12 protein-coding genes are annotated in these 18,164 nt (G+C 61.7%); 4 read left to right on the top strand and 8 right to left on the bottom strand.

What is annotated here, in order from left to right; translation table 11 throughout:
* Positions 1–275 precede the first annotated feature (275 nt).
* A complete protein-coding gene (locus ACLB1Z_RS10630) occupies positions 276–2,066 on the top strand; it encodes an extracellular solute-binding protein (RefSeq protein WP_409559836.1) in 1,791 nt (596 codons plus the stop codon).
* The gene (locus ACLB1Z_RS10625; protein WP_409559835.1) at positions 2,063–3,595 is read left to right on the top strand and encodes a class I adenylate-forming enzyme family protein; all 1,533 of its coding nucleotides are present in this window, start codon (positions 2,063–2,065) and stop codon (positions 3,593–3,595) included. Before ACLB1Z_RS10630 ends, ACLB1Z_RS10625 begins: the two co-directional genes overlap by 4 nt.
* A 47-nt stretch (positions 3,596–3,642) precedes the next feature.
* Here the strand turns inward: ACLB1Z_RS10625 and mfd are convergent, their stop codons facing one another.
* Both mfd and ACLB1Z_RS10615 read right to left on the bottom strand, forming a co-directional pair.
* Entirely contained in the window at positions 3,643–7,128 is a 3,486-nt protein-coding gene (gene mfd, locus ACLB1Z_RS10620) for a transcription-repair coupling factor (RefSeq protein ID WP_409559834.1), read from the bottom strand.
* Positions 7,129–7,137: 9 nt separating this feature from the next.
* A complete protein-coding gene (locus tag ACLB1Z_RS10615; protein WP_409559833.1) occupies positions 7,138–7,485 on the bottom strand; it encodes a succinate dehydrogenase assembly factor 2 in 348 nt (115 codons plus the stop codon).
* Between the two features lie 128 nt (positions 7,486–7,613).
* On the opposite strand from ACLB1Z_RS10615, the gene recG reads away from it, so the two are divergent.
* A complete protein-coding gene (recG, locus tag ACLB1Z_RS10610; protein ID WP_409559832.1) occupies positions 7,614–9,728 on the top strand; it encodes an ATP-dependent DNA helicase RecG in 2,115 nt (704 codons plus the stop codon).
* On the opposite strand, the gene ACLB1Z_RS10605 is transcribed toward recG, so the two are convergent.
* The 5 genes from ACLB1Z_RS10605 to glmU form a co-directional block, all read right to left on the bottom strand.
* Complete coding sequence (locus tag ACLB1Z_RS10605) at positions 9,725–10,096, bottom strand: VOC family protein (protein ID WP_409559831.1); 372 nt, start codon at positions 10,094–10,096, stop codon at positions 9,725–9,727. The two genes, recG and ACLB1Z_RS10605, sit on opposite strands and share 4 nt — an antisense overlap.
* Positions 10,097–10,152: 56 nt before the next feature.
* Complete coding sequence (locus ACLB1Z_RS10600) at positions 10,153–10,983, bottom strand: DUF502 domain-containing protein (protein ID WP_409559830.1); 831 nt, start codon at positions 10,981–10,983, stop codon at positions 10,153–10,155.
* A gap of 45 nt (positions 10,984–11,028) precedes the next feature.
* Positions 11,029–12,402 (bottom strand): SPOR domain-containing protein, encoded by a 1,374-nt coding sequence (locus ACLB1Z_RS10595; protein WP_409559829.1) that lies wholly within the window; start codon positions 12,400–12,402, stop codon positions 11,029–11,031.
* A gap of 120 nt (positions 12,403–12,522) precedes the next feature.
* Positions 12,523–14,343, bottom strand: a complete 1,821-nt coding sequence (glmS, locus tag ACLB1Z_RS10590) for a glutamine--fructose-6-phosphate transaminase (isomerizing) (RefSeq protein ID WP_409559828.1) — start codon at positions 14,341–14,343, stop codon at positions 12,523–12,525.
* 128 nt (positions 14,344–14,471) lie between these two features.
* A complete protein-coding gene (gene glmU / locus ACLB1Z_RS10585) occupies positions 14,472–15,833 on the bottom strand; it encodes a bifunctional UDP-N-acetylglucosamine diphosphorylase/glucosamine-1-phosphate N-acetyltransferase GlmU (RefSeq protein ID WP_409559827.1) in 1,362 nt (453 codons plus the stop codon).
* 362 nt (positions 15,834–16,195) lie between these two features.
* Between glmU and ACLB1Z_RS10580 the strand changes: the two genes are divergently transcribed.
* Complete coding sequence (locus tag ACLB1Z_RS10580; protein WP_409559826.1) at positions 16,196–17,005, top strand: SPOR domain-containing protein; 810 nt, start codon at positions 16,196–16,198, stop codon at positions 17,003–17,005.
* A 98-nt stretch (positions 17,006–17,103) separates the two neighbouring features.
* Here the strand turns inward: ACLB1Z_RS10580 and ACLB1Z_RS10575 are convergent, their stop codons facing one another.
* Positions 17,104–18,066: a neutral zinc metallopeptidase gene (locus ACLB1Z_RS10575; protein WP_409559825.1), complete on the bottom strand. Its 963-nt coding sequence runs from the start codon at positions 18,064–18,066 to the stop codon at positions 17,104–17,106.
* Positions 18,067–18,164: the final 98 nt, after the last annotated feature.

The raw sequence follows: 18,164 nt of genomic DNA, 5'->3' as shown, positions 1-18,164 counted from the left end.
TGCTCGACATTGCAAGCTCGCGCAGACCCGGCATATACCTCTTGCCGTTCCTGAGCCGAGTAAGGCTCCGAATACGGCAATCCCGTGACCGGATCGAGCCCCTATTGGGGGCTTTTCCGCAGCCTTCTCAAACGTGGCCGCTCTGCAACTGCGACAAGCTGGACAGCAGGTCGAAACCGCCGCTAGAACATGCCCACGGCTTATTCGATGGGCATCTTGAATGCCGGGAATTATCCCGCTTTACCAAACACGTGGACGGCTTTCTGGTGCCTGGTATGTCATTTGGGAAATTCTCTCTCGCACTGCTGCTCACGGTCACGCTTGGCTGGAGCGCTGAGGCCGCTCCGGTTCGCGCCGTTGCACTGCACGGAAAACCGCTCTTTTCGGACAATTTCACGGCATTCCCCTACGTAAATCCGAACGCGCCGAAAGGCGGCAAGCTGACGCTCGGCGTCCTCGGCTCCTATGAAAACGTCAACCCGCTGATCGTCGGCGGCACGCCCGCATCCGGCATTCGGGAATTTGTCATCGAAGGTCTGATGGCGCGCAGCCTCGATGAGCCCTTCACCCTCTATGGCCTGCTCGCCGAGACGATCGACATCGCCGACGACCACAAATCCGTGACGTTCGCCATTAACCCAGCCGCGCGATTTTCCGACGGCCAGCCGGTCACCGCCGAAGATGTCCTCAACTCGTTTCAGCTGCTGAAGGACAAAGGCCGCCCCAACCACCGGACCTATTTCGCCAAGGTCACGAAAGCCGAAAAGATCGGCGACCGCAGCGTTCGCTTCACATTCGAAGACGCCAGCGACCGAGAATTGCCATTCATCCTCGGCCTGATGCCGGTCTTCGCCGCCCACGCGACCACGCCGGAGAAATTCGAAGCTGCCTCGATGACGCCGCTCGTCGGCTCCGGCCCCTACACGGTGTCGAAAATCGACGCCGGACGCTCGATCATCTACCAGCGCAACCCGGACTATTGGGGCAAGGATCTGGCCGTTAATCGCGGCCGGTTCAATTTCGACGAGATCCGCTTCGATTACTACCGCGACGCCTCATCCATGTTCGAAGCCTTCAAGGCGGGGAACATCGACCTGCGCCTGGAAGAAGACCCCGGCCGCTGGGCCACGGGCTATAATATCCCCGCCGTCCGCGACGGGCGTATCATCAAAGCCGAGTTCGACATCGGCTTACCGGCAGGCATGACAGCCCTCGTCTTCAACACCCGCCGGCCCATCTTTGCCGATCCTATGGTCCGGCACGCTTTGATGATGCTTTTTGATTTCGAATGGTGCAACCGCACGCTTTACAACGGTCTCTATAAGCGCACCGAAAGCTACTTCGAGCGTTCATATCTCGCCTCCACCGGCCATTCCGCCGACGCTTACGAACAAAAGCTGCTCGCGCCGTATCCGGATGCCGTTAAGCCCGAGATCATGGCTGGCACCTATCGCTTCCCGACGACTGACGGCAGCGGCCAGGACCGCCCGACCCAACGCGCAGCCTTCGCGCTTCTGAAAAAGGCGGGCATGGTCCTGAAAGACGGCCGCATGATCAACAGCAAGACCGGCCAGCCTCTTTCTTTTGAAATTCTTGCCAACAGCAACGCCCAGGAAGCGTTGTTGCTGAGCTACGCGCGAAGCCTGGCGCCGCTTGGAATCCAGGCGCACGTCCGCCTCGTCGATAGCGCCCAGTATCAGGCGCGGTTGACCGAATTCGATTACGATATGATCCAGAACACCTGGTACGCATCGCTCTCTCCCGGCAACGAACAGCTCTTCCGCTGGTCGGAAAAAACGGCTGACGCAAAGGGCTCGTTCAATTTCGCCGGCGTCAGAAACCCAGCCGCCGACGCGATGATCGACGCCATGCTCGCCGCCAACACCGAAACGGATTTTGTCTCTTCCGTACGCGCATTGGATCGCGTCCTGCTGTCGGGCGACTACGTCGTGCCGCTGTTCTACACGCCGCGCCAATGGGTGCCCTATTGGGCGCGCCTCAAGCATCCCGACAAGACACCTCTTTTCGGCTATTCCGTCGACACATGGTGGACCGAGCCGAAATGACACCGTTAGACGGCACGCCCTTCAACATGGCGGACTACGCTATCGGTCGGGCCGCACGCAGCACGCCCGATAAAACGGCGCTGCTCGTCTACGATACCGCGACGCCCGAACGGCCGCAGGAAAGCTGGACGTTCGCCGAGATCGAAGACGCTATCCTGCGCCTCGCAGCAGGACTGGCAGAGCGCGGCCTAAAGCCCGGCGACCGCATCGCCATTCGCCTTGGTAACTCCAGCCAATCGGCGTTGCTGTTCTTTGCGGCGATGGCCGGCGGCTTCATCGCTCTCCCCTTGTCCGATCAGCTGACGGCAACGGAACTGAAATCGCTTCTTGAAGACAGCGGCGCCGCTGCAATCGCAACATCGTCGCCGCTCGCCGATGACATCGTGCCTGGCGCGATCGTCCTGACATCCGCTGACATCGCTTTACTGATGCGCGGACCGACGCGCGCCGACTACGCACCGACCGCCGCCGACGATCCCGCCTTCCTGATCTACACCTCCGGCACGACGTCGAAACCCAAGGGCGTGCTGCACGCACAGCGCTCCACTCTCGGCCGCCGCCCGATGTATCAGGGCTGGTATGGCATCACGCCTGATGACCGCATGCTGCACGCAGGTGCCTTCAACTGGACGTTCACGCTTGGCGTCGGCCTGACCGACCCGTGGGCGAACGGCGCAACGGCCATTGTCTGTACCGGCGATAAGGCGCCCGAGCTTTGGCCAGCCCTCATCGCTTCAACCGGCGCGACGCTGTTCGCCGCCGTGCCCGGCGTCTATCGCCAAATTCTGAAATACGCGCGCCCCGACCGCGGCACGCTCGGCCGGCTCCGCCACGGATTGACGGCGGGCGAAACGCCGCCGCCCGGCTTGATCGAGGAATGGACCGCAACCACCGGCCTGCCGCTCTACGAAGCCCTCGGTATGAGCGAGATCTCGACGTACATCTCGACAGGTCCAGACGTGCCCTATCGCTCCGGTACCGTAGGCAAACCGCAGGCGGGCCGTCGCATCGCGATCCTTCCCGCAGAAGGCGGCAATCAACCGTTGCCGACTAGCGCCGAAGGCCTGATAGCCGTTCATCGCTCCGATCCCGGCCTGATGCTCGGCTATTGGAACCGCCCAGACGAGGAAGCTGAAGTCATGCGCGGCGAGTGGTTCGTTGGCGGCGATCTCGGTTCCATCGACGCCGATGGCTACGTCACGCATCTCGGCCGCGCCAACGAACTGATGAACGCGGGCGGTTATCGCGTCTCGCCGCTCGAAATCGAAGCGGCGCTCGCAGCGTGCCCTGGCGTGGCCGAAGTCGCGTGCTCAGAAATCCGCATACGGAGCGATGTGTCGATCATCGGCGCGTTCGTCGTCGGCAACGATGCAGCCAAGATCGACGCCGACACCGTCAAAGCCTTCGCCTCCGAACGCCTCGCTGCCTACAAGGTGCCGAAAGAAATCGTCTTCGTCGACAAGCTCCCCCGCACCGCCAACGGCAAGGTGCAGCGCAAGGCGCTCGCACCGCTGCTCCAGTCGAAATAACCGTCATCCCGGCAAAGACCGGCATGACGGTGCCGAAGATAAAAAGCCTAAGCTGCCTTTTTGGTTTTCGCGGCGAGGTCGGCGAACTGTTGCACCAGCGCACGCACGCCCTTGAGACGCAGCTCTGGCAAGTCCCAATCCGAGCGATAGACGAGCCGCTGATCAGGCTGCACCTTGAGAAGCCCGCGCGAATTCTGCACGAGCGAGATGAGTCCTTCGGGGTTCGCAAACCGCCCCTTGTAAAGCGTGATGACGGCGCCCTTGGGACCCGCATCGACCTTCGCAATGCCCGCCGTGCGGCACAGGCCTTTGATCTCCATGACGTCGAGCAGATGGCCAACTTCGTCCGGCAGCGGACCGAAGCGATCGACCAATTCCGCTGCGAACGCATCGATCTCGGAGCGCTTTTCGAAACTCGACAAACGCCGATAGAGACCGAGGCGAAGTTGTAGATCCGTGACGTAGCTTTCCGGAATCATGATCGACGTACCGAGCTGGATCTCCGGGCTCCACTTGTCGTCCGCTTCGAGATCGCCGCCCTTCATCGCCGCGACCGCCTCTTCGAGCATTGACTGATAAAGCTCGAAGCCGACTTCGCGGATATGACCTGACTGCTCTTCGCCCAGCAGGTTGCCTGCGCCACGAATATCGAGATCGTGCGACGCCAGAGAGAAGCCCGCGCCGAGCGTATCGAGCGACTGCAAAACCTTGAGACGCTTCTCCGCGCCCTCGGTCAGCTTTTTATCGGGCGGCGTCGTGATGTAGGCATAAGCGCGCGTCTTGGAACGTCCGACGCGACCGCGAAGCTGATAAAGCTGCGCCAAGCCGAACATATCGGCGCGGTGCACGATCAGCGTATTCGCATTCGGCACGTCGAGACCGGATTCGACGATCGCCGTCGAAAGTAGAATGTCATACTTGCCCTCGTAGAACGCCGTCATGACGTCTTCGAGTTCGGTCGGCGACATCTGCCCCGTGGCGCGCGCGAACGCGAGATCGGGCACCGCTTCGCGCAGGAATTCCGCGATGTCATCGAGATCAGAAATACGTGGCGCGACGTAGTACGTTTGGCCGCCACGGAAGCGTTCGCGTCTGAGCGCTTCCTTCAAGATCACCGGATCAAACGGCGAAATGAACGTGCGCACCGCGAGGCGATCGACCGGCGGCGTCGTGATTAGCGAAAGTTCGCGCACGCCAGTCAACGCCAGTTGCAGGGTGCGCGGGATCGGCGTCGCCGACAGCGTCAGCACGTGCACGTCCTCGCGCATCTTCTTCAGGCGTTCCTTGTGATTGACGCCGAAATGCTGCTCCTCGTCGATAATCAAAAGCCCAAGCCGTGCGAAGTCGATGCCCTTGCCAAGCAGCGCATGCGTGCCGACGACGATATCGACATTGCCCGACTTCAATCCCGCCTTCACCTCGGCGAGATCCTTCGCACTGACCATGCGCGACGCCTGCGCGATCGTCACTGGCAAACCCTGGAAGCGTTGCGCAAATGTGCGGTAGTGCTGCCGCGCCAACAGGGTCGTCGGCACCACGACCGCAACCTGCAAACCATTCATCGCAGCAGTAAACGCCGCGCGAATGGCGACTTCCGTTTTGCCGAAACCGACGTCGCCGCAAACAAGGCGGTCCATCGGCTTGCCCGACGCCATGTCAGCAAGAACGGCATCGATGCTCGCCGCCTGGTCTTCCGTCTCCTCGTAAGGAAAGCGTGCGACGAACTCATCGTAAGCGCCGGTCGGCGGAATGAGCACGGGCGCTTCCCGCATTGCCCGCATCGCTGCGATCTTGATGAGCTCGTTGGCAATCTCGCGCAGTCGCTTTTTAAGCTTGGCCTTGCGTGTCTGCCAACCGACGCCGCCGAGACGGTCGAGCTGCGCGTCGCCCTCGTCCGAGCCGTAGCGCGACAGCAGTTCGATGTTTTCGACCGGCAGAAACAGCTTATCGCCGCCGGCGTAGTGCAGCTCCAAGCAGTCGTGCGGCGCGCCGAGCGCGGTGATCGTCTGCAGCCCGTGAAAGCGACCGATACCGTGATCGCTGTGCACGACGAGATCGCCAACCGAAAGGCTCGTCGCTTCGGTCAGAACGTCGGCGGCCTTTTTCGCCCGGCGCCGCTGCCGCACAAGGCGGTCGCCCAGAATGTCCTGCTCGGCGATGACGGCGAAGTCCGGCGTCTCGAAACCTTCCTCGATCCCGAAGACCGCGAACGCCGTCTCCTTAGGGCGCATCGCCTGCACGCCAGCGAAGTCGTCGACCTTTACGGCGTCCTTCAACCCATGATCTTCGAGCAGCGTGATGAGCCGCTCGCGCGCGCCCGGCGTCCAGCACGCAAGGATCACGCGGCGGTTGTCGCCTTGAATGCGCCGGATATGCCCAACAGCCGCATCGAACACGTTCGCATCCGGATTGGCGCGCTCGGCCGCAAACGTGCGCCCGCGCTTACCGTGCATCTGGTAGACGTTCGTCGTACCCGGATCGTCGAACGGCGTCAGGCGCGAAACGGTGCGCGCATCGAGCGCCGCCTTCCAGTCCTTGCCGTCGAGGAACATTTGATCGGGCGGCACCGGCTTGTACGGCGGCGCGCCGAATCGCTGGCCTTCGAGCGAGTCGACGCGCGCTTCATAGTGCTCACGGATCTGTTCGAACCGCCGCTGCACCGCCTCGTCGGCCAGATGATCGAAACTGATGCCGACGCCTGGCAGATAATCGAACAAAGTCTCAAGGCTCGGGTGGAACAGCGGCAGCCAGTGCTCCTGGCCGACATAGCGCCGCCCGCTGCTGACCGCTTCGTAAAGCGGATCGTCGCCCGTGTTGCCGCCGAACAGCGCGACGTAACGCGTGCGGAACAGCGCCGTCGCCGCTTCGCCGAACGCCACTTCGCTGACCGGCATCAGCGAGAATTTCGGCACCGGCTTCTGCGAGCGCTGCGTCTCGGGATCGAACGCCTTGATGGTCTCCAGCTGGTCGCCGAAGAAATCGAGCCGGATCGGCAGGCTGCGTCCCGGCGGATAAAGATCGACGATGCCGCCACGTTGCGCGTATTCGCCGGGCTCCATCACCGTGCTCGAACGGTCGTAACCGTAGGACTCCAGCCGCCGGATCAGATCGGCCGGATCGAGCCGCTGCCCCGGCGCAATCGTCTTCACCGCGCCGCGAATGAAGCTGCGCGGCGGTACACGCTGCAAAATCGAATTGACGGTCGTCAGCACCAGCGTCGGCTTTTTGCGGCCCCCGACCGCGAGCTTGCCGAGCGCCGTAATGCGCTTGGCAACGATTTCCGGATTGGGGCTCGTGCGGTCGTAGGGCACCGTATCCCACGATGGAAACGGCACGATCGCAACGTCGGGCGCGAAGAACGCCACCGCCGCCTGCAGCTCGTCGAGCCGCCGGTCGTCGCGCGCCACGTGCAGATGAATGCCCGGCAGATCGCCCGAGCGCGCGGCCTTCGTCACGTCCGCGATGACGCGGCCGTCGAAGCCTTCCGGAACGCCTGAAAAGATTGCGCGTGAATTTTGAACGTCTGTCGTCATCAACTCGTCTTAGCTCGCCGCGGCGCTCAGGCCATGAAAGGCGCGAATGTCATTCACAAGATCTTCGAACTCGATGCCCGCAAAACCCTCGCCCGAGAAGATCCATTGCTGCAGCGCCGGATCGGGAATAGTCAGAAACCGCTCGAAGCGCGCGATCTCGTCGCCGGAATAGCCCGGCAGCCGGGCATCGGCATATCTCCCCACCAGCACGTCCATTTCCTTGGTGCCGCGGTGATGGGCGCGGTACCGCGCACGCCGCCTGTGCGTTTCAAGTTCGTCGGTCATATGCAGCTCAGGTTGCATGGCAATGGTATAAAGCGCTGCCGGCAGCTTGACGGAGTGCCGGCCGGCCGTCACGGTGCCGTCATTCGCGAAGGGCTCGTATAGCGCCCGCAGCTTGGCTCGCCTAGCGCGGCGGACGATGCTTATTGCCGCGACCTTAGGGCGCGGCCGCGAATTCGAACAACCGCAGGCCCCTTTCGACGATGCGACCAGCCCTCCTGAACCCGCTTTTCGCATCGGCACAGACGCTCGGCGGCATCGGCCCTCGCCTGATCCTGCTGCTGAAAAAGTGCCTGGCGCTGCCCCCCGGCATCTCGGAGCCTCGCGTCATCGACGTGCTCTGGCATATGCCGACCGGCGTTATCGACCGCCGCAGCCAGCCGCGCCTGACCGAGGCCATCCCCGGCACCATCGTCACCCTGGAACTCCGCGTACTGAAGCATAAGCCCTCGCCACGGGGAAACACCAAGGCGCCCTATAAAGTCACCTGCGAGGACGACACCGGCCGTATCGATCTGGTGTTTTTCCATGCCGAACACAAGTTCATCGAGCGTCAGCTCCCCGTCGGCGAAATCCGTTTCGTCTCCGGCCGCATCGAGCGCTACGGCGACAACCTCCAAATGTCCCACCCGGATTATATCGTCTCGCCGGAAGCGCGTGACGAGATGCCGATGCTGGAGCCGGTCTATCCGCTCACCGCGGGCCTCTCCGGAAAGATCGCGTTGAAAGCCGCACGTCAGGCGGTCGATCGCGTCCCCGAATTTCCCGAATGGCAAGAGGCTCACTGGCTGAAAGCCCGCGACTGGCCGAATTTCAAGGACGCGATTTCCCGCGTCCATCGCCCCGACGACGCGCAGGACGTTTCGAGCGGTGCTGCGCCATGGCAGCGCCTCGCCTTCGACGAGCTTCTGGCCGGGCAGCTCGCCTTCGCGCTGGTCCGTCGCAACCTCAAGACCGAGCGCGGACGCCGGTTGTCGGGCAACGGCGAAATCCGCGCCAGGATCGCCGCCGCGCTTCCCTTCTCGCTGACCGGGTCACAGAAGAACGCGCTTGAAGAAATTTCGGCCGACCTCGCAGCTTCCCACCGCATGCTGCGTCTGCTGCAGGGTGACGTCGGCTCCGGCAAAACCGTGGTTGCGCTGATGACGATGGCGGTCGCTGTGGAAGCGGGCGCCCAGGCCGCGATGATGGCGCCGACCGAAGTTCTCGCCCGCCAGCACATCGATACCATCGCGCCGCTCGCTGACACCGCCGGGCTGCGCCTCGCCCTCCTCACCGGCCGCGAAAAAGGCAAAGCCCGCGACGCCGTCATCTCGCGCCTCGCGTCAGGCGAAATCGACATTCTCGTCGGCACGCACGCGCTGTTTCAATCCGATGTGATCTTTAAGGATCTCGCGGTTGCCGTCATCGACGAACAGCATCGCTTCGGCGTGCACCAGCGCATGGCTTTGCAGTCGAAAGGCACAAATGGCGACACCAACGTCCTCGTCATGACCGCCACGCCCATTCCGCGCACACTGTTGATGACCCATTACGGCGACCTCGACGTCTCGAAGCTCACCGAAAAGCCTGCCGGACGCAAACCCGTCGTCACCAAGGCCGCGCCGCTCGAACTGCTCGAACGCCTGATCGACCGCATCCGCGTACAGCTTGAGGAAGGCGCACAGGTCTATTGGGTCTGCCCGCTGATCGAAAGCTCCGAGCTGACCGATCTCGCCGCAGCGGAAGAACGCTATGCCTATCTCCGCCAACTCTTCGGCGACACGGTGGGTTTGCTCCACGGCGGCATGAGCGGGAAGGAGAAAGACGAGACGATGGCCGCGTTCGCCGCGAACCGGCTCAAAATTCTCGTCGCAACTACCGTTATCGAGGTCGGCGTTAACGTGCCGAATGCCAACATCATGGTGATCGAGCATGCCGAGCGCTTCGGCCTCGCCCAGCTGCACCAGTTGCGCGGACGCGTCGGCCGCGGTGCGCGGGAATCCTTCTGCATGCTGCTTTATAAATCGCCGCTCGGCGAGACCGCCGAAGCACGCCTCAAGATGATGGAAGAAACCGAAGACGGTTTCAAAATTGCGGAGAAGGATTTGGAGCTGCGCGGCGGCGGCGAAATTCTCGGTGCGCGCCAAAGCGGTGACCCGGGGTTCCGCATCGCTGATGTTCCAGGACGCGATGCCCTCCTCGAAGCGGCACGCGACGACGCGGTGCTAATACTCGAAAAAGATCCCAACCTCGTCTCACCGCGCGGGCAAGCGCTGCGTACGCTGCTCTATCTCTTCGAATGCGACGAAGCCGTCCGTCTGTTTCGCGCGGCTTAGATCGCCTGCGCGAACATCATCCGGTGTCCCTCGGGAGTTGCGACGCCCATTTCCCGCCAGCCCCACGGTTTGTCGGCAGGACCGGAAAGAATAAGCGCGCCGCGAGCTTTAAATTCCGCGTGCAGGGCGTCCACATCATCAGTCGCAAAGAAGCCGAAATAGCTATGGTCGCCAAGTTCCGATGGAGCGAGCGCATCCGGACAACGGCCGAGCATCACCCTCACGCCGCCCCGAACAAGCGCCTGCCAGTTGTCGCCGTCGTTCCAGTCCTTCTCGAAACCGAGCGCGTCAATGAAATAGGTAGTCGAACCGTTGAGGTCATGTACGGCGAGCACAAACGCATGCGGCGAAAGCGTGGGTTTGGTCATGTCGGCGACGGGCCATCAATATCGGACATCGATACTTATTATTGTTTGCCTCTAGATTACGCTGCCGGCTTGTCGCCGCTGCGCCGGAAGCGCGATTTTTTCTTCGCGGCAGCCTCAGCAAGAAGCTTGAGCTTTTCCTGCTCGGTATTCGGCATGACGATACCGCCCGACAGAATGATCTTGGCTGCTTCCTCGACTGTCATATTCAGGAACACCACATTCGAACGCGGCACGAAGCAGATGAATCCGGTCGGCGGCACGATGCCGGTCGGCATGAAGACGGTCAACAGATCGCCCTCACCGCCGGGTTGCACGTCCTTGATCTCGCCGGTCGTCTCCCCCGTCACAAACACGAGGCTCCAGATCTCTTTCGAGGGGAATTCGATCATCCCCACCTTCTGAAAGCTCTGGCTTGGACCCGTTGTCGAGATCACGCTCTCAAAGATCTGCTTAAGCGCGCCGTAAACGTTACGGACGATCGGCGTGCGCGACATCATCAGTTCGCCGGAAGACACCAGCGCACGGCCGAGAAGGTTTGCAGCGAGCGCGCCTATCAGCGTTAAACCGAAAACCGCGATGACCAGCCCGAAGCCTGGAACCGGAAACGGCAAATAGGTGTCGGGATTGAACCAGGTCGGCAAGAGCGGCTTGATCCAGGCGTCGATCCAATGGATCACGCCCCACATCAGCCAAAGCGTAATGGTGACGGGGCCGACGATGACGAGGCCCGTCAAAAACGCGTTGCGAAAACGCGAGCCGAGCCGCCAGCCTGTTTTTCCGCTGTCGCTCGCAAGGCGCTTGAGGCCCGCTGTCAATTGCGCGTCGGACGGCGTAACGCCCATCACGCGACGGACATCGTGCTCAGGATCAACCGGGGGAGGAACCATTCTCTCCTACTCGAGCATCAGACCCGACGGAGGGACGGGCATCCCTCAGTTTGTCACGACCAGACAGTCAAGGCCACTGCTTCTGAGTTTGTTGCAGAGGCTTCGCGGCTCGGCTTGCGAAGCGTAGCCGCCGATACGGACCCGATAGAAGGTGCCCATGCTGCCAATCACTGCGGAATCGACGACCGGCCGATGATTGCCAAGCTCCGCACCGTGCTCCGCCATGAGCTTCTGAGCCAACGCATCGGCCTGAGCCTTCGAGCGCAGCGCTGCGATATGGATCTTGAACTTGCCCTTCGTCACGACAGGCGCAGCAGGTTGCGCTTCTCGCGAATAGGACGCCTTCTCGGCGCGGATCACATCATGTTGGCCATGGTTTGCAACAGTCGTCGCACTGCTCCAGCTTGATGTCTCGGGCGCAACCGCAACGGTCGATGCCGTCGTCACGCCAGCCGGTGGCGGTGCTGCGGGCGCCGGCGCAGACGAGCCGCCGCCGCTGAACATGTTTGAGAAGAAACCGGACACATTCCCCGGAATGGCGGTGACCGTCTGAGTGAATGACGATCCTGTGCTTGGCGCTGCTGCGACAGGCGCGGGCTCCGGTTGCGGCTGCGGCGTGGACGACTGTCCCCAGCCGAAGAAGCCCGCAATGCCCGATGACGCAGGCTTTGCCGGGGTCCCGGCGACACTGCCAGCAGCAGCAGACTGAAGTGTCGTTTCGCCATTGACGGGCGAAGGCGTGCTCTCAGCCGACGCCGCGTCCGTATTGGCGGCTGCCTTCTGGGCATTGGCGGCCTCGGCGACGGCCGCGGCCGACAGCCCTGCGGAACCGGCGTTCGGTCCTGGCGCTGCATTCGCAGTCACATTCGACGCCGGTGCTGAAGCGACGGCAGGTGTGCCGATAACGCGCTGGTCGGGTCGGCTGCCGGTATCCGAAAGGCCGGCCATGCTGTAGGCCTCTGACCGCTCGGCCATCGCCGACTTCTGCTCATCGGGGCTCAATCCGTTTTTCAGCCAGATCGCGCTTGTGAGATCGGAAATCGCCAGACCTGCTTGATTGTCCTTTTTGTAGGCCCGGCCGCGTGTGAACATTGCCTTGGCCAATTCCGGCGACGACAGCTTGCCGGATTTAATCGCCACCGATAGCTGTTCGATCGACGGCTTGAATTTCCCGGCGGCATAAGCCTTGAGGCCGGCATCATAGGCTTTTTTGGCCGCTTCGGTCTCGGCAGCCTTCTGAGCGGCATCGCCACCCGCACCAGCCTGCGGACCTTGCGCCGACGGACCTGCAGGCCCGCTCGCTGCTTTTGCCTTACGCGCCTCGCCGATAGACGGCCAAACCGCAAGGGTGCTTGCAAATACGCACGCCACAGTAGCAGCGAGCGCCGCACGGCGCGCGAGCACTTGGAATTGCGTCATCTCCCGTACCTTCCCCAATGGTCACGTTCTGAAGTGGCGTAACCCTCCCTTCGCGCTGATAATTGAACCAGCGGAACGAGGCGAATTAAGGGCCCCCACCCCCAATGCGCCGGCTTTGGGCTACTCCACCGTAACTGACTTCGCCAGATTCCTGGGTTGGTCAACGTCGGTCCCCATCAGCACCGCCGTCTGATAGGCGATGAGCTGAGTAGGAACAGCATAGATCATTGGCGCGACAAATGGGTCAACCTTTGGCATCGGGATATGCCCGGCAAGTTTACATCCGGCCTTGCCCGGATCGGCATCCGAAATCAGGATGACCTGCCCGCCCCGCGCCGCGACCTCCTGAAGGTTCGAAACCGTTTTCTCGAACAGTTCGTCCTCCGGTGCCACCACGACGACCGGCACGCTTTCGTCGATCAGCGCGATGGGGCCGTGCTTCAGCTCGCCAGCGGCGTAGCCCTCGGCGTGGATGTAAGAAATTTCCTTAAGTTTCAATGCGCCTTCGAGGGCGATGGGGAAGCTCGACCCACGCCCTAGGTACAGCACATCGTCCGCTTTTGCCAGTTCGTGAGCGACGGCCAGATAGGCCTCATCGCTCCTCAGAATGGACGCCACATGCCGGGGCACTTCCATCAGAGATTTGATGAGAGATGCCTCCTGCTCAGCCGTGATCGTGTTCCGCGCCCGGGCGATCGCAATTGCGAGACAGGCCAGAACCGAAAGCTGGCAAGTGAACGCTTTTGTCGACGCAACCCCGATTTCCGGCCCTGCCAGCGTCGGCAACGCGGCATGTGATTCGCGCGCGATCGTCGACGTCCGAACGTTCACGATGGACGCAATACGTTGGCCATTGGCCTTCGCGTACCGAAGCGTCGCGAGCGTATCGGCCGTCTCGCCGGATTGAGAAACGAAGACCGCCAAGCCTCTTTCCGGCAGCGGCGCCTCGCGATAACGCATTTCCGATGCGACATCGATATCGACCGGGACGCGTGCGAACCGCTCGATCCAGTATTTTGCGACGAGCCCGGCATAATAGGCCGTGCCGCACGCCGAGATCGTAACCCGGCTGATCGTCGACAGATCGACGCCGAGATCGGGAAAACGTACGCGCCCAGCCGTCATGTCGAGGTAATTCGCCAGCGTGTGCGAAATCACCTCCGGCTGCTCGTGAATTTCCTTCGCCATGAAATGGCGATAGTTGCCCTTGTCGATCAACAGAGAGCTCGCAACGGCTTTGACGAGCGGCCGCTCGACGCGGACACCGTCGATATTGAAGATCTCGGCGCCCGAACGGCGCAGAACAGCCCAGTCGCCTTCCTCGAGATAAGTGATTGCATCCGTGAACGGCGCAAGGGCGATGGCGTCCGAACCGAGATACATTTCGCCGGAACCGTGCCCGATTGCGAGCGGCGAACCCTTTCGCGCCGCGATCATCAGATCCTCTTCACCCGCAAAAATGATGCCGAGCGCAAAAGCCCCCTGCAAATGCTGCAAAGCATTGCGGACGGCCTCGATGGGCTTCGCACCTCGATCCATCTCTTCCGTGATGAGATGAACGACGGCTTCGGTGTCCGTGTCAGTCTCGAACTTGTGGCCCTTCGCCTCAAGCTGCGTCCGCAGCTCGCGGAAATTCTCGATGATGCCGTTATGGACGACGGACACCTTGCCGGTCATGTGCGGATGCGCATTGCGCTCCGTTGGGCGTCCGTGCGTCGCCCAGCGCGTATGGCCGATGCCTGTGCGCCCTCCCAGCGGCTCAGAGATCAGCCGCTTTTCGAGATTGCGAAGTTTGCCCTCGGCACGCCGGCGCTCAATACCAGTGCCTTCGACCGTCGCGATGCCGGCCGAATCATATCCACGGTATTCGAGCCGCCGAAGGGCATCGACCAGATTGGTCGAAACCGACGATTTCCCGAGAATTCCGACGATCCCACACATTGGACCGGTCCCCCGAATGCGCTTCCCCTTATCCGACGATGAAGCCGGTTAAGGATGTTCTCAAATCACAGTATATTTCAAAGCCCCGCACGTGCCGAGCGCACGCCAATTCCGCAACTGGTTAACAGTTACTTTTTTTGCGCCGCTTTGCGACGGGACATCATGATGCGGAACTTCTCCGCCCACCCAGGACGCTCCTCCTGCGCACTCCGCTCCAGCGCCAGCGCGCCGGGGCTGACATCCTTGGAGATGACGCTTCCTGAACCGATGTAGGCGCCCTTCCCGATCTTCACCGGCGCCACCAGCGACGAATTCGATCCAACGAACGCTTCATCTCCGACCTCTGTCAGCTGCTTGTTGAAGCCATCGTAGTTGCAGAAGATCGTGCCCGCGCCGATGTTCGCCCCCGCCCCGACGCTGCCATCGCCCAGGTAGGAGAGATGATTTGCTTTGGCTCCTGCCCCGAGCGTCACGTTCTTGACCTCGACGAAATTGCCGATGTGAACGTTCTCGCCGAGACGCGCTCCCGGCCTCAGCCGTGCGAATGGGCCAAGTCTGACACCCTTGCCGACGACTGCCCCCTCGACATGGCAAAACCCAAGTATTTCGGCACCTTCTTCGACAGTGACGCCCGGCCCAAATATGACATTTGGCTCAATCCTGACGTCGCCCGCGATCCTGGTGTCGAAACTCAGCCAGACCGTCTCCGGCGCAATCATCGTCACGCCATCGCGCATGAACTTCGAACGCATACGCCGCTGCCATATCGCTTCGGCCTGCGCGAGTTGCTCTCGGCTATTGACGCCAACGACATCGTCCTCGTCGCATACGACGACCGTCGCACGCACACCGGCCTCGCGACCGACCGCAACGGCGTCTGTGAGATAGAATTCGCCCTTCGCATTGTCGCAGCCGATGCGCGCCAGAAGAGCGGCGAGGTCCGGCACTCGAAAGGCCATGACACCTGAGTTGCAGAGATCGATATTCCGCTCCGCATCGCTCGCGTCCTTCTCCTCACGGATCGCTGTCAACGTGCCTGTATCGTCGAGCAGCAATCGGCCGTAGCCCGTGGTGTCCTTCGGCCGAAAGCCCAGCACCGCAATCCCAGCACCACCATCCAGAGCATCGCGCATCTCGGCGATCACTTCCGGCCGGACGAGCGGCGTATCGGCAAACAGCACGATAACGTCGAGACCTTTGCTATCCGGAAACGCAGGTTTGGCCGCCAGCACAGCATCCGCCGTCCCGCGTTGGTTCGCCTGCTCGAATATCTGAACATCCGGGACGAGCCGTTTCGCTTCTGCAGCAACGGCCTCAGCGCCGAGAGCTACCACGACAGCAAATCTGCCGCCGGTCGAGGACGCCGTCCCAAGAACGTGCGCCAACATCGACTGCCCGGCAATCTTGTGAAGCACCTTTGGCAGCGACGACTTCATCCGTGTGCCCTTGCCAGCGGCAAGCACGACATAGAGACAGGGCCGGGGACTCATGGATGACCTTGCGTTTCAACTACAGCCTGGGTCGGAACGCGCACGCCAAGATGCCCGCGCGCCCAGCCCACTCCTGCCATACCGCCTGCCCTCCATGCGCTGCAAGGCCTGCATCCGCAACCGCTTCAGTCTCCTTGGAAAGACGGCTTGACCAAATGCCGCCACAGCCGCTTTGCCGTGGTTTTACTGACGGATAGCCGATCTGCAGCATCTCGGCCTTCGTCCACAGCTTCGCGCATGTTTCCCCCGCCATGCCATTGCGGCAGCCGCAAGGCCGAACCAACCTCATCCACGTAGTGAAAATGATTCGGGGAAGCTCCAGCCACACGGAGCACCCGCAAGGCAGTAGGACGACACACGCCATGACGAAGCCCGCAACCGATAAGCCGATGCGCCCGAAAGCCAACGCTTCGCCCTATTCGGCCGCTTGGGCCGTACTTGGTGTTGCAGGCCTTGGCTATCTTGGCATCGCGTTTTTTGCGCCGCAGCTCCTTCCCGATCTGTCGCATGGCCGTCAGCACGCCGCCGAGACGACCGTCATGAAGGTGTCCGCGGACGTCGAGACCCTGAAAGCCTCGCTGAGCAAGATCGAAAGCGATATTTCGATAGTCAAAGCCGACGTCGCAACGCAAGCGACCCAGACCGAGCAACTGAGTTCGCAAGTGGCAGCGCTTGACGACAAGGTCCGCGTCGCCCAGGCGCAGACACCGGCTGTGACCACCACCGCATCGGCCGCTCAGCCCACGGGGACGGACGCCGCCCCGGTCGATGACGCAGATGGCGGCCCTGCTCCTCCGAAGATCATCAACTCGACGCCGCGCGTCGGCGCGCCGATCGAAACCGGCAGCGTTGATAAGAAGTCCGCAAACAAGCCGATTTCGTTCGGTCCGGCCGTCGTGAAACCGGCACCGCACCCCTATGGCATCCAGATCGCAACCGATCCTTCGATCGACGGTCTAAGGATCACTTGGGGAGCTCTGTCGCAAATTCACCCCGAGCAGCTCAGCCAATTGAAAGCCCGCTATGCCGACGTTGGTACCGCGGGCAATCCGAATTACGGTTTGATTGCCGGACCGGTAAAGTCGAAGGCTGAAGCACGTAAGCTCTGCAAAGAGCTTCTGGCACAATCGATCAGCTGCAAGGTCAGCGATTATCGCGGCAACGTGCTCTAAAACTCGTCTATAAGAAAGCGGCGGGCTTTCTCTATTTGGTTGCCCGCACACAAAAAAAGGGGCCGTCTGGGACGGCCCTTTTTCATGGACTCGGCGAGTTATGGGCTGGCCGTGTTGAACGTATCGCACGCATCCATGCGACCCGACTCCAGACCGGCTTTGAACCAGTGGACGCGCTGTGCTGCCGTGCCGTGCGTGAACGCATCGGGCACGACCCGGCCCGTCATGCGCCGCTGGATCATGTCGTCACCAATCTGAGACGCAGCGTTGAGCGCCTCTTCGACGTCGCCCGGCTGTAATCGCTTCTTCATCTGATCGTTGAGATTGGCCCACACACCGGCCAGGCAGTCCGCTTGCAGTTCGGTCCGAACCTGAATCTGGTTGGCCGTCGCTTCGTCGCCTGCACGCTCCTTCAGCTCCTGCACCTTCTGCAAAATGCCGAGCTGGTTCTGTACGTGGTGCCCAACCTCGTGCGCAATGACGTAAGCCTGCGCAAAATCTCCGGCCACGTTGAAGCGGCGCTTCAGCTCATCATAGAACGCAAGGTCGATGTAGACCTTCTGATCGAGCGGGCAATAGAACGGTCCCATCGCCGTCTGGCCGACGCCGCACTGCGTACGCGTCGCGCCGTTGTAGATGACGAGCTTAGGATCGGGATAATTGCGTCCGAAGCTCTTGAACACCGACGTCCAAACGTCCTCGGTGTCGGCAAGTACCTTGCCGATAAACTCCTTCTCGGCGTCGTCATTGTTCGCCGTTTTCGACTGGGATCCCGGCAAACCCGGAATGTTCGACGGCGAACGATCAGGCCGCTCCGTCGTCTGTGGCAGTTGCGGCATCTGAATCTGGCTGTTCGGTCCAAGCAGAACGTCGAGCGGATTGATGCCGAAGAACAGCATCACCGCACCGATGATCAGCAGCGTTGTAATGCTGAACCCGCCGCGGCCGATCGGGATTTGAATGCCATTGCCGCTCGGAAACTGAAAACCTCCTCCGCCGCCGTCTTGACCGCGACGGTCCTCGACATTGCTGCTTTCCCGGTCGTTTTGATCGTAGCGCATCGCGGACCTTCATTATGACGATTGCATTACGATCCGGCAGCCGAACATCAGCGCAGAGCGCAACGCTTTGCGCCCATACTGCACGGGGAAATAGCCTT

This window comes from Hyphomicrobium sp. MC8b, assembly GCF_905067615.1.
In the GTDB taxonomy this organism is placed as follows: domain Bacteria; phylum Pseudomonadota; class Alphaproteobacteria; order Rhizobiales; family Hyphomicrobiaceae; genus Hyphomicrobium_B.
The sequence above is the reverse complement of the archived record's forward strand: the minus strand, read 5'-3'. Positions and strand labels throughout refer to the sequence as shown.

Excerpts from the sequence above, each read along its gene's own strand:
- ACLB1Z_RS10600 (WP_409559830.1), bottom strand. The coding sequence starts at position 10,983 with ATGGTTCCTCCCCCGGTTGATCCTGAGCACGATGTCCGTCGCGTGATG.
- ACLB1Z_RS10580 (WP_409559826.1), top strand. The coding sequence starts at position 16,196 with ATGACGAAGCCCGCAACCGATAAGCCGATGCGCCCGAAAGCCAACGCT.
- ACLB1Z_RS10605 (WP_409559831.1), bottom strand. The coding sequence starts at position 10,096 with ATGACCAAACCCACGCTTTCGCCGCATGCGTTTGTGCTCGCCGTACAT.
- glmU (WP_409559827.1), bottom strand. The coding sequence starts at position 15,833 with ATGAGTCCCCGGCCCTGTCTCTATGTCGTGCTTGCCGCTGGCAAGGGC.
- ACLB1Z_RS10595 (WP_409559829.1), bottom strand. The coding sequence starts at position 12,402 with ATGACGCAATTCCAAGTGCTCGCGCGCCGTGCGGCGCTCGCTGCTACT.
- ACLB1Z_RS10625 (WP_409559835.1), top strand. The coding sequence starts at position 2,063 with ATGACACCGTTAGACGGCACGCCCTTCAACATGGCGGACTACGCTATC.
- recG (WP_409559832.1), top strand. The coding sequence starts at position 7,614 with ATGCGACCAGCCCTCCTGAACCCGCTTTTCGCATCGGCACAGACGCTC.
- mfd (WP_409559834.1), bottom strand. The coding sequence starts at position 7,128 with ATGACGACAGACGTTCAAAATTCACGCGCAATCTTTTCAGGCGTTCCG.
- ACLB1Z_RS10630 (WP_409559836.1), top strand. The coding sequence starts at position 276 with ATGTCATTTGGGAAATTCTCTCTCGCACTGCTGCTCACGGTCACGCTT.
- glmS (WP_409559828.1), bottom strand. The coding sequence starts at position 14,343 with ATGTGTGGGATCGTCGGAATTCTCGGGAAATCGTCGGTTTCGACCAAT.
- ACLB1Z_RS10575 (WP_409559825.1), bottom strand. The coding sequence starts at position 18,066 with ATGCGCTACGATCAAAACGACCGGGAAAGCAGCAATGTCGAGGACCGT.